Consider the following 11,784-nt stretch of genomic DNA (forward strand, 5'->3'; position numbering starts at 1 on the left):
TCGACCGCGCCTCAATGCGCGAGCGCGGGGCTCTCGCCGCTCCGCCGAACGGCGCTGCCATGGGCCCGGAGCGCGGCGAGGCCTTCCGCGCGGCTCCGCACGGCGCGGTAGCCAATCTCCTTCTTCGCCCGAGCAGACGAGAGGTGAAGCGTTTGCCCGAGGAGCCGCACGTCCTCGAGGGTGAGCGGTGGGCGCCGTCGCGGCGCGAACCACCCGAAGAGGTTGGTGAGGAGCCACCCGAACAGCACCGCCAGGGGGAGGGGTACGGACCAGGCCTTCGCGTTTACGCCGCGCGTCGCCATGAGCTCCGTCAAGAAGGTGCGCATCGGCGTGACCTCGTCGTCGGTCACGAAATACGCGCGCCCGCCGACGTCACTGCGCACTGCGCAGCTCACCGCTTCGGCGACATTGTCGACGTGGGCGACGCTGTAGAGGTGTTTGCCCCCGCCGACGTAGGCGAAGCGCCCGGCGCGGAAGGCCTCCGCGATGATGTCGAGGGTCTGCGCGTCCGGGCCCCAGATCATCGGTGGGCGGAGGCTCACGGTGCGCATCGCGGGGCTGTCTGCCTCGAGCACCATCGCCTCGGCGAGAGCTTTCGTCGCGCTGTACGGCAAGGAGCGATCGACCCTGGGCGGCAGAGCGTCCTCGTCCCCTTCGCTCGGCCGAGAGCCCTCGATGACAACCGACGCAGCCCCGAGGTAGATGAAGCGGCGGACGCCGGCCGCGCGCGCCGCTGCGAGCAAACCGCCGGTGCCCTCGACGTTGGTGCGGGCGTGCTCGCCCCAGCGCAGGGCCGAGGTGAGGGACGCGGCCGCGTGCACCACGACCGCGGCGCCCGTGCAGCCCTCGGTGAGCGCGGCGGCGTCGTGGAGGTCGCCGCGGACGGGCTCGGCGCCGAGGGCGGCGAGCTTGGCTGCGCTGGCGGCGCTTCGCGCGAGGGCACGGACGCGGTACTCACGCGCGATGAGCGCACGGACGATGGCGCGGCCCACGAAGCCGCTGCCTCCGGTGACGAACACGGTCTCTGCCATGACGAATCTCTCCTGTTCGGGCCAGCTCCAGCGCGCCCTCCAGGATCATCTATAGCATCGCTATACGACTTGTCTATAGCGGCGCTACAATTGATCCGCGATCGCTTGGAACACCGCGTCGAGCGCCCCCGCCGAGGTGGCGCGGCTCGGTGGTGCGCCGGAAGGGCTCGCGACGATGCTGAGCGCGAGGCCCTGGACGACGGCCCAGACGTGCTCGGCAGCGCGCTCGATCGGCACGCGCAGGGCGCCCGCCCTGGCGCAACGCTCGAGGCGGTGCCGCATCAGGGCGTAGCTCGGCTCGAATATCGACGGCTGCTCGATGCCGCGCGCCATCAACGCGGCCGTGACGGAGGGGTGGGCCTGCACGAATTCGAGCACGTGCTCGCAGCCCTTGCGGAGATCCGCGAGGGGGTCGTCTGTCGGCGTGAGCGCCCGTTTCTTCGCCATGAACTTCTCGAGCGCGACGGCGTGGACCGCAGCCACGAGCCCGTCCCGGTTGCCGAAGTGGTGATAGAGGGTCGGCATCGTCACGCCGGCCTCCTCGCACACCCGCCGCGTCGTGAGCGCCGCTGGGCCTTCGCTCTCGAGCACCCGGTACGCTACGGCGAGCAACTTGTCCTTGACGTCGGCCATCGCCGTCAGGCTAACACAGCTAGCCTCTGGCAGCTCCTCGCGACCCGGAGGCAGCCCGACGGCGTCAGGAGTCGCTGAGAGGCCTATGCGCGTCTCGGCGACGAGCCGCACGGCTGCGTCGGCGTCGTGCCGGAACCGTTCGAGTCAACCGCGCGGACACGCGCGATGCGAAGCGACGGCACGGCGCGCCTGGCCTCCGAGCTCGGCAAGACCGGCGAGCACTGAAGCGGGCACCGGCTCGTTGTGATGCAGGATCCCATGACTCGGTACAAAGCATCGCTTCAGCTTCTGATACAGAACCTCATGACATCATTCTTCGGCACCGCGTCCGCCGCGGGGCCCGGCTGCGCCGAGGAGGTCGAGGTGCCTGTGGCCTCTGACCTGCGCCTCCGGTTTCCGGACCAGGCGGCCAACGTGCTCGAGGGGAGCGATGCGTTCGCGTCCCTCCACGAGGGCTTCGCGCTGGACTCCACGAGCGATTTCGACGGGACGTTGCAGCGCCTGCACCACGAGGGCCGCGAGGCGGGCGGTCGGGAGCCCCGGTTCCGCCTCTGCCTTGTGCAGGGCCAGGGGGAGCGCGGGCAGCGCCGGCAGCCCGGCCTCCCCGGAGCCGAGCGCCCGCACGCCGGCGGGCAGGCCGATCGGCGTGCGCACGGTGAACCCGAGCCCTGCCGCCGCCGCGGCCCAGAGCCCGCCCAGGTCCGGGCTGGTGAACGCGAGCCGCCACGGGATGCCAGCGCGATCGAGCGCCGCCGCGGCGGCATCCCGGAACCGGCACGGCGCCTCGATGGCCAGGAGCGGCAGCGGCTCGCCCTCCGCCCCGGTCCACGCAGAGCACCCCGCGGCCGACCCGATCCAGCGCATCGGCAGCTCGGCCAGACGCTCGCCGTGCGGCGCGCCCATACCGTCGCCCCACGCGAGCGCGAGATCGAGCCGGCCCGACGTGACCCGCTCGAGCAGCTCCGCATTGCGCGCGACCCGCACCTCGATCCGCACCCTCGGGTGGGCGCGCGAAAACCGCCCGAGCACCTCGGAGAGCAGCACGTCACCGAAGTCCTGTTGCAAGCCGAGCCGGACCCAGCCCTCGAGATCGACGCCGCGGACCGCGGCCGCCGCCTCGTCGTTCAGATCGAGCAGGCGGCGGGCGTACGCCAGCATCGTCTCGCCCGCCTCCGTCAGCGCGAGACCGCGCCCGGCCTTGCGAAAGAGCGGCGTGCCCGCCTGCTCCTCCAGCTTCTTGAGCTGAGCGCTCACCGCCGAGGTCGACCGGCCCACCCGGTTCGCCGCCTTGGCGAAGCTGCCCAGCTCCATCCCCGTGACGAAGCTGCGCAGCACGTCGAGATCGAAGGTGACGCGTTGCATGCCAACCGTCCCGTTTTGCTGAACTCTCCGTACCAAACTTCCTGATTTTCAGCATGATGGTGCTCCGTCATGCTGGTGGCGTCAAGGCGAGCCGGAGCCGCCTGACAGAGCACAAGGACCCACACTCCATGCGTTTTGCTCACGTCTCACGGCGGAACGGCGAGCCGCCGCTGCGCGAAGGGGACCTCCCTCGCGATCTCGCCGACAGCCCTCGTCGCACGCGGCGTCCGGGGAGCGCGCTCCCCGGGAGCGGGCGCCGCCTCTCCCGGGCTGCGCTCGCGATGGCGACAGCCTTGCTCTGTGCCGGCGCGGGATGCACGCGGGACTCGGTCCTGGAGCGAGCCTCGCTTGGAACTCACGCGGTCGCGGGCGGAAAGGCCGTGACTCGCGTCGAGGTGCAGCGGCTGACGTTGCCCCCTGGGTTCAAGGCAGGGCCGCACACGCACCCCGGTCCGGTCGTCTGCTATGTGACCGAAGGGCGTATTCTACTCCAGGTAAAAGGCCAACCGGTCAGGTACTACACGGCAGGGCAAACGATCTTCGAGCCCGCGACCGCGCCCATCGAGCGCTTCGACAACGCTTCCAGCTCGGCCCCCGCGACCTTCATCGCCACCTACCTGCTGGGCGACCAGGACACGGAGTTGCTCCACAGGCTCCAGTAGACGCGCGTGCGCTCTCTCGCTCGAACCCCTTGCGTCCTTGCGGCTTCGGTCCTTGCAGCGTCCGTGCGCAGCATGGTCGCGAGGGTCGAGGAGCACGGCCTGCCGCTGGTCCGCTTTCCGCCCGATCGCACCGCCGACGCGGACCGGGCGGTGGAGAGCGGCGCGGTCGGCAAGGTCCTGCTGGACGTCACGTCGTGACGTTCAGCCGTAACCGCCCACCAACCGCCATGGCCTGGGAGGGGTGAGCAAGCCAGGGCCTGATCCGCCGCCCGCGCCTCGGCTCTCGCCTCGTCCGCGCGGAGCTTCACCACGGCGTTCAGCCGCGGATTGATCTTCGCGATGCGCGCCAGGTACGCCTCCACGACCTCGAGCGACGACACCCGCTTCCGGCGGATGAGATCCGCCAGCTGCCCCCCGGTCGCCCGTGTGAGCTCCGACCGCGCCTCCGCCGTGGGCGGCTCGAAGGGCGTCATCCCATCGCATGCGCCCGACAGGGCCGCCCCCCCCGGCGAACGCCCGCAAGAAGAAGCGGCGCGAGATCTCCCCTGTGTGCGGGGCAGCGCCCAGGTCATCGACGTTTGCTGATTCGCTCATGCTCTCCTCCCCACGGGGGCGTCGTGAGCCAGCGTCGCACGGCTCGCGAGATACACACCGTGATTCTTCGGGTTCAGATGATGCCTTTACAAGAAACGAGGCATTGCACAGCAGGATACCGGCAATGGCGAAGGGGCCGCCATCGCCCCGCGGCTTGAAGGGACGCGGCGCGCTCAGGCGCGCGGCGACAGGCGCACGCCGCCGTGAAGGTCGCTCGGGCCGGCTGCCGAGCCGGCTGCAGCGGAAGGAGCAGCGTCGTTCGTGCCGCCTCGACAGGGCGGGGCTCGCTGTCGCGCCCCCGGCCTTCGGGCAGCCCGGCGCAAGTCCCGCGGTCGAGGCTTGACATCTCGAGTCGGCTTGGATTTCTTTCTCCCTTGGGGAAACTTTGACGTGCAATTTTTCATCCGGACGTCGCCGCGTCTCGCTCGAGCCGGCGCGCGCCCGCCTGTAAGCCTGGGAGCATGGATCTATTCCAAATATCGGCAGCGCTGCTCTCGCTCGCTGCGATCTTCAGCTTCTTCAACCATCGGCTCCTCAAGCTGCCCACCACGATCGGGTTGATGCTGATCGCGATGACGGCGTCCCTCGTCATGGTGGGCGTCGGAGAGCTGTTTCCGGAGGTGGAGGCCAAGGCGAAGGAGCACCTCCATGGCATCGACTTCAACAAGACGTTGATGCAGGGGATGCTCGGTTTTCTCCTGTTTGCCGCCGCGCTGCACGTCAACCTGGCGGATCTGAAGAAGCAGCGGGTCGTCATCGGCGTCCTGGCCACCGGGGGTGTGCTCATGTCCACCGTGCTGGTGGGCGGCATGACCTACGCCCTGATGACGCTGATGGGCGTGCACATCCGGCCGGTCTACTGCTTGCTCTTCGGCGCGCTCATCTCCCCCACCGATCCCATCGCGGTGCTCGGGGTCCTCAAGCACGTGGGGGCGCCGAAGGAGCTCGAGATGAAGATAGCCGGAGAGTCGCTCTTCAACGACGGCGTGGCGGTGGTGGCGTTCATCGGGCTCCTGGAGATCGCGTCGGGGACGTCGGGCCTCGATCTGCAGCGGCTCTCGCTGCTGTTCGTCCAGGAGGCGATCGGCGGCGTGCTGTACGGCCTCGCGCTCGGCTTCGTGACGCTCGCCATGCTCCGGCAGGTCGACGACTACAAGGTCGAGGTCCTGCTCTCGCTGGCAACCGCGGCGGGCGGCTATGCCCTGGCGTACGCGATCCATGTCTCCGGCCCCATCGCCATGGTGGTGGCCGGGCTCTTCATCGGGAACGAGGCGCGCGCCGGCGCCATGAGCGAGAAGACCCGCGAGCACCTGGACGACTTCTGGGAGCTGATGGACGAGATCCTGAACGCGGTGCTGTTCGTCTTGATCGGCCTCGAGCTCTTGATCGTCGCCTTCGACACCCAGTCGCTGTTCGCAGGGCTCCTCGCGTTTCCGGTCGTGCTGCTCGCGCGGTTCATCGCGGTCGCGCTGCCGGTGAGCCTCATGAAGAGGCGCAGGGTCTTCACCCCGGGGGCGATCCGCATCCTCACGTGGGGCGGCCTGCGCGGCGGCGTCTCGGTGGCCCTCGCGCTCTCCATCCCTGGAAAGCTCGCGGACGGCACGCTCGTTCCGGAGCGCGAGATGGTGCTGACCATCACCTATGTCGTGGTGGTCGTCTCCATCGTGGTGCAGGGCCTGACCATCGGCCCATTGCTGCGCCGGACGCTCGCCGCCGCCGCCGCCGAGCAGGAGGAGCAGCTCCCCGTGGAAGCCGCCTGAACGACCTGGAGAAGCGCCGCTCGCCAGCGCACGGAGGCGGCACGCGCACCATGCGCCTCGGCGCCAGAGAGCGCAGATTCAATCACGTGCCTGGCACGCTGCTCATCCATGGTCCCAATGAGAGGCATGACCATCACCTCCTCGGTGATCGGGATCATCGGCGTGGACAGCTGACGCGGTCAACCTGTCGCCGATGGACGTCCCGTGACGGGATCCATGCCGGCCTCGCGCTCCGCCGGCGATCGCGGCGGGCGCCGGAGCTGCGTCGCGCTCCCGCCTCGCTGAACGACGAACACAACGAAGCTCACCGGGGGGCGCGGCGTCCTCCCCGTGCCAGCGTGCCAATGTCCCAGCGTGCCAGCGTGCCGCGGCGGAAGAGGGCGCCGCGTTGGGCCACACCGGAGCCGCCCTCGACGGCGAAGCAGGCGGAAGCTACAAAAATCGCTGCTGTTTCCAGCGACCGCTCGTCATCGACCGGCTTTTCTGGCGGGACTGTTCCGCGGGGGCGAACCGTCGCGATCCGTTGGATCCTCCGGGATTTGGGGAGAGTGTGACGGCGGATCGCACCCCCTCGGGAGGCGTGGGCCCAACCCGGGCCCGACCGCCGGACCTCGGGCCCGGGGAGTTCGCGATGGTCGATCCGTCGCATCGAGCCGACGTGGTTGCGTCGCTCGCCGGCACCCTGAACCGCGCCGTCGCCCTTGGGGATGAGGAGGCGGCGCGGATCGTTCACGAGGCGATCGGTCGGCTGCTCGGCCTGGTGCCAGCACCGGAGGGGAGAGAAAGGTCGCGCCGACGGTAGCAACCCGCGTTCACGAGGCGCCCGGATAGGACAGGTGCGGAGATCCGCGGAGACCGAACCGTCTTGACCTTGGCCGGCACTGTCGGAGATGGCAGCCGAGGTGGCACAGGACCGGAGCAGGCGAGAACCAGCGCTAGCAGGCCGAAAGCGAGCCAGACGATGAGAGGATAGCCCGCGCAAATCCATTAAGTGCCGGGGCGACGACGGCAAGGGCAATCTGGGGAACGACGCCACGACGAATAGCCCGGTACCGGTTGCCGTCGTCGATCCCTGACGTCAGATGGTGAGCGTCTCCCGGTGCTCAGCGCCTGGGGAGCGCGGACGAGGTGCCGGCCTCGCGGAAGGCGCTTCAGTGAGGCTTGAGCTTCACCGTGGCGCTCGTGGACATCGTCCCGAAGGGGGAGACGCCGATCTGGAAGTTGGCCGTGACCGAGACCTCGGCGTTCCCGCCGCGATAGACGCCGTTGGAGTCCGGGGGACCGACGATCGTGCTGAACGAGAACGGTTGCCCTGGACCGCAGGTGCCGAAGGCCGGGGCCCCGTTGTTCGAGGTACCCTCGATGACGAGGCGTCCCACTTTCTGCGTCACCGTGGTGCCGGACGGGGGGAGGGTGCCCCCGGGACCGGCGATGAAGAAGGTCGACGTCTCCCCGCAGGTCATCGTCGTCTTGCTCGTCGCGTTGCCGGTGTGCGGGTCGAACGTGCCCGCCGGGTCGATGCTGATGCCGTACGCGGTCGCCGAGAGCACGAGATCGTTGCCGAACACCGAGCTCGCCGAGATGAAGTAGGGCACGTTCGCCTGGGCGAACCAGAACCCATCGAAGGCGTTCAGGCACACGATGTTATTGTTGATGTCCTCGACGTCCGAGGTCTGGAACACGCTCACGAAGTACTCGCCGGCAGCGCCCACGTCGACGGAGACGTACGTGTCCGTCGGCGAGGTGAACTGGAACCACACCGTCGGACCGAAGGTGCAAGGGGCCGTGCCCTCTGCGGCGCCTGTCGTGTCCTGCTCATACGAGAAAGGCAGCGCCGGGATCGTGATGGCGTCGGCGATGTTGTCGTTCGGTGGCTCCGCCCGCGCGTCTCGCGCGAGATACAGTGTGATGGATACGCTCGCGGCGAGCGCTGTCGCGATCTTCGAGAGGGATCCGTTCATGTCGTCACCTCGTGTCGATGACCCCGGTCGTGCGGGACCGTGAAGGCGGCGACGCGCGCGCGGCTCGTCACGAGCCCCGCAGGGAGCGCCTCGCAGCGGTCTGACCCGCCGACGAAGGCGCGGCAAACGTTGCAGGGCGAGCGACGCCGCGCAACCCGTTTCCGGCGCCGGCGCGGCCTCCCCGGAGCGTGCGCGGAACGTCGTGCCGGCGGCGCCGTTCGCGCTGGACGCGCCCCATCGTCGCGCGCGACCCGCGCCGCGAGCTTGGCCGGAGACGCGGGACGCGCGCGCTCGCCCGCGCCGGGCCCGTGGTGCCAGTTTTCAGGGACCATGGCCATCAAAACGGCGATGACGCAGGTGGACGCGTGACCGGTAACGGCTCGACGTCTTCATGGTCGACGCCCGCCGAGCACCCGGCTGCTGCGGCGCCTTGGCCTCTACGTGGGGGGTCGCGGAGCCGACACCGTCTCTCCTTGAGCTGGTTGCGGATCACATCGACGGCCGGATTGAAGGGGATCATGTTGGCGTCGGGCGAGCGCGCCGCGTCGCCGAAGATCGACCAGCACGTGGCGTTCGGCCAGAACGCTGCACACGACGGGCCTCGCACGCAAAAGCGCCGAGCTGTTCTGCGAGCTCCTTCGCCTCTTGGCGGAGCGCTACGCCGACGCAACGCGTACCCACCTCGTCGTCGACAACTACGGGATTCACTCGGCGCGCGCCACCCGCCGCGTCCTCGACGAGCTGGGCGGCCGCAACCTCTTGCACTTCCTGCCACCCTACTGCCCTGACGCCAATCGGATCGAGCGACTATGGCAAGACCTACACGCCAACGTCACCTGCAACCACCGCTGCCGAACCATGAAGGCCCTGCTGAGCAACACCCGCGATTACCTCGACGGCTACGTGTGGCGACGCGCCGACTGTGTAATATTGTCTACACCACGCTGGCTCCGGTTCGTGCCAGGCGGGCGTGTCCCAAGCCGTGCGCAGTTGCTCGAGCACGTCGGGCGGATAATGAAACACACGCATGCGCTCGAGCGTCTCGTGAAGTTACAGCCTGCCAGCCCAACAACGAGTCGACAGGTCAACCGAAGCGGATCGACCAGGTCTGCCTATTCGGGCGCCTTCGGTGACCTCCCACACAGGCGAACGCCACCAGCATCTCGCGACGGCAGAGAGCCACGAGAACTACCACCTCGGGTTCCGCTGCTGCGCCGACGTGGAGGCGGCCGACGCGGGCGGCGCAGGATCGTGGTAAACGCCGCGGGGGCTCCGGGGGCGGTGGTCGCAAGAGTCCCGGGAGGGTGGCCAAAGTGAGCGATCGGGCGCACGCGAGAACGTAGAGTGAAGGCGCCGCTCCGGTCCCCGCTACGGGAGCGGAGTCGGCGGCGTCGGTCCGATCCACGACGCTCATCCAGCCAGCGGAATCGAGAGATCATCGGCGGCCGAGATGAAGCGGCTCGGGATCTTCGAGCGCCATCGCTCCGGCGACTTCAGGCCCGGCTCGAGGATCATGGCCTCGCGCCCATCACGCCAGTCGCGCTCGGCGCGAGACTATTTCTTGACCTGCACGTCCGCGGAGCCAAACAGCGCGAAGCTGTTGCAGCCGGGGTTACAGAAGGTCTCGAACCCCTCGGCGACCACGTACGCCTTGCCGGTGTGGAATGTAGTGCCATCGAAGAATGGCGTCGACACGACGGCGCTGAACGGTTGCGGGCCGATGACGGTGCACGTGATGCCCGGGAAGCCGGTGCCAGTGACGCCGTTCGGACCGTTGATGTTCTGGGCGACGCTCATCATCAAATTGACGGAGGCGCCGATCTGGCTACAGGGGACTGTCCCCTGGATCAGAATCTGGGTGGCGTTGAGGAACTGTGCGACCGGAGCGATGGTGACACCGGAGGTCTGGGCCCGGAGGTCCGACCACGGCACCACGGTCGCGGCGAGGGCGAGCGAGACGGCAGTGAGGCGCGCGAATTTGTTCATGACATTCCCCTCTCGATGGCGGCTCCAGGACTATCATCGACCGTTTCCCCGGTCCGCGGAGCACGAGATTAGGATGGAAAATCTCACCAGCAAGGCTTTTCCGGGCTCGGCGAAGGTTGCGACGAGGACAGCCGTGGAGCGATCGCCCCCGATGTCCCGAAACGGTTGGGCCGATGCTTGCCGTCGCGCTGGGCGCCTGTGCTGCCCAGCCAGCGAGCGACGATGCGACGTCGAGCGCGAGCACGCCAATGGGCTTCGAGACGTGGCTCGAAGGGGCCTGCCCGGCTGGGCGGCAGGTAGGTCTTGTACGACGACGCGCACAGCAGCGAGCCGCAGAGGATCGTCACGTCCGAGGACCTGCAGCAGAAGGCCATGGCGGACGAACCTAGCGCCTCTATCGGGAGAGTCCCCTGCTCCGCCCTCTCTACTCGTCAGTGTCCCCTCTCCCTCGCCTGCCCCCTGAAAAGGGGGCGGGGAACCCTAAACACAGCGCGTGGCGCGTGTTTCCGCGGGGTTTCCTGCTGTGGCGCGTCCGTCCGAGGGCACTCTACGGCACTCCGCTAGCCCCTTCGGCTGCTTGGTGGTGGTAACGCCCTGTTGGGCCCGCGTTGAGCCACGCCGGCGAGCAACCCGGCCGCGAATCAGACAGAACAGATTGAAATTATTGATATTTCTTCCGCCTCCGCCTCACCGTCCCAGAAATCCTGGCGGGATTTCTGACACACGGAGCCAGCGCGGGGCCCCTCACGCCGGCCGCGGGGCGCCTAACGTCGGCCACGGCGGGCCTCACGCCGGCCGCGCTCGCCGGCCGCGGGGCGCCTAACGTCGGCCACGGCGGGCCTCACGCCGGCCGCGCTCGCCGGCGCGGGGGCGCCCGACGGCGCGGAGCCAGGCGGCTGCGCCGATCGCCATGGCGACGAGCGGGGCGCGCCAGCCCGGGCCGCCGGCGGCGGGGGGCGCCACGCTGCAGCGGACCCGCTGGTCGTCGGCGCACTCGGGCGAGAACCCGTGCGGAGGGATGGGGTTGCAGGTCGACGTGGAGAGATCGCGAGGAGGGTAGATCTGGCAGATGCCCGCGATGTCATCGTCGTGCAGCGTCCGGAAGTTCATCGGATCCGACCTGTCGTACCTGGAGTGCATGGTCGCCTCGGGGCCCGCCAAGGAGTGGTCGAGGCCAAGGAAATGCCCGGCCTCGTGCGTGACGATGGCGAGGAGATCTTCCCTCGGCGCGGCGGAGTCGTCCCCGACGGTGAAATCGTAGAGATCGGAGTTGATCTCCATGTCGGCCCCCCAGAGCTCACCTGTCTTCCTGTCGAACTGCACCGTCGTGAGCGCGAGCATCTCGGTGTTGTGTCCCGCGGCCGCGAGCCACTCCAGATCGCGAAAGACAACCACGTTGGCGTTGCCGGGCACGAGGCCGTCGACGATCCTGGTCTTGCCGTCCCTCGCGTTGAGCTCCACCGCTCCACAGGCGACGGGCCCGAGGTTCTGGACGCGGAGCCCCGGCGTTCCCCCTTCGCAGGGCGCCTGCATCCACGTGTCGAACGCGGCGTCGAGCACGTCGGAGATCTCCTGGTAGGAGATCTCGCTCGACGCGTCCTCCTGGATGCTGAAGCCGATGCAATCGCCCGCCCAGCGGAGCGGCTTGCAATCGCCGACCGGCTGGTCGTCCTGGAGGCAGAGCTCCGACCTCTTGCAGGAGTTCGAGCGGCAGTAGGCCGACGCCTGCTGCGCGCTCGCGAGCACGGCGAGCGCGGCCGCTACACAGGAGCACCTTGCACGCTTCATCGACATC

10 protein-coding genes are annotated in these 11,784 nt (G+C 68.9%); 4 read left to right on the forward strand and 6 right to left on the reverse strand.

Going from position 1 to position 11,784, the window contains the following annotated elements:
* Positions 1-11 precede the first annotated feature (11 nt).
* The 3 genes from WME90_RS35205 to WME90_RS35215 form a co-directional block, all read right to left on the reverse strand.
* Positions 12-1,031, reverse strand: coding sequence for an NAD-dependent epimerase/dehydratase family protein (locus WME90_RS35205; protein ID WP_437276438.1), 1,020 nt, complete (start codon positions 1,029-1,031; stop codon positions 12-14).
* A gap of 84 nt (positions 1,032-1,115) precedes the next feature.
* Positions 1,116-1,664: a TetR/AcrR family transcriptional regulator gene (locus WME90_RS35210; RefSeq protein ID WP_437276439.1), complete on the reverse strand. Its 549-nt coding sequence runs from the start codon at positions 1,662-1,664 to the stop codon at positions 1,116-1,118.
* Positions 1,665-1,973: 309 nt separating this feature from the next.
* Positions 1,974-3,026, reverse strand: a complete 1,053-nt coding sequence (locus WME90_RS35215; RefSeq protein ID WP_437276440.1) for a LysR substrate-binding domain-containing protein — start codon at positions 3,024-3,026, stop codon at positions 1,974-1,976.
* A 380-nt stretch (positions 3,027-3,406) separates the two neighbouring features.
* Here WME90_RS35215 and WME90_RS35220 point away from each other — a divergent pair, with 380 nt between their 5' ends.
* The 3 genes from WME90_RS35220 to WME90_RS35230 all read left to right on the forward strand — a co-directional run bounded on the left by WME90_RS35220 (position 3,407) and on the right by WME90_RS35230 (position 6,042).
* Entirely contained in the window at positions 3,407-3,688 is a 282-nt protein-coding gene (locus WME90_RS35220; protein ID WP_437276441.1) for a cupin domain-containing protein, read from the forward strand.
* Positions 3,689-3,751: 63 nt separating this feature from the next.
* Positions 3,752-3,886, forward strand: a complete 135-nt coding sequence (locus WME90_RS35225) for a hypothetical protein (protein ID WP_437276442.1) — start codon at positions 3,752-3,754, stop codon at positions 3,884-3,886.
* 857 nt (positions 3,887-4,743) lie between these two features.
* Positions 4,744-6,042, forward strand: a complete 1,299-nt coding sequence (locus WME90_RS35230; protein WP_437276443.1) for a cation:proton antiporter — start codon at positions 4,744-4,746, stop codon at positions 6,040-6,042.
* A 1,151-nt stretch (positions 6,043-7,193) separates the two neighbouring features.
* Here WME90_RS35230 and WME90_RS35235 read toward each other — a convergent pair.
* Positions 7,194-8,003 carry a hypothetical protein gene (locus WME90_RS35235; protein ID WP_437276444.1) on the reverse strand — a complete coding sequence of 270 codons (810 nt, stop codon included), beginning with the start codon at positions 8,001-8,003 and terminating at the stop codon, positions 7,194-7,196.
* Positions 8,004-8,588: 585 nt separating this feature from the next.
* Between WME90_RS35235 and WME90_RS35240 the strand changes: the two genes are divergently transcribed.
* Positions 8,589-9,320: a transposase gene (locus tag WME90_RS35240; protein WP_437283701.1), complete on the forward strand. Its 732-nt coding sequence runs from the start codon at positions 8,589-8,591 to the stop codon at positions 9,318-9,320.
* 237 nt (positions 9,321-9,557) lie between these two features.
* On the opposite strand, the gene WME90_RS35245 is transcribed toward WME90_RS35240, so the two are convergent.
* Positions 9,558-9,989 carry a hypothetical protein gene (locus WME90_RS35245; protein ID WP_437276445.1) on the reverse strand — a complete coding sequence of 144 codons (432 nt, stop codon included), beginning with the start codon at positions 9,987-9,989 and terminating at the stop codon, positions 9,558-9,560.
* An 819-nt stretch (positions 9,990-10,808) separates the two neighbouring features.
* Complete coding sequence (locus WME90_RS35250) at positions 10,809-11,777, reverse strand: matrixin family metalloprotease (protein ID WP_437276446.1); 969 nt, start codon at positions 11,775-11,777, stop codon at positions 10,809-10,811.
* Between the last annotated feature and the right edge of the window lie 7 nt (positions 11,778-11,784).

Origin of the sequence: Sorangium sp. So ce375 (assembly GCF_051473855.1) — a bacterium.
Classification (GTDB): domain Bacteria; phylum Myxococcota_A; class Polyangia; order Polyangiales; family Polyangiaceae; genus Sorangium.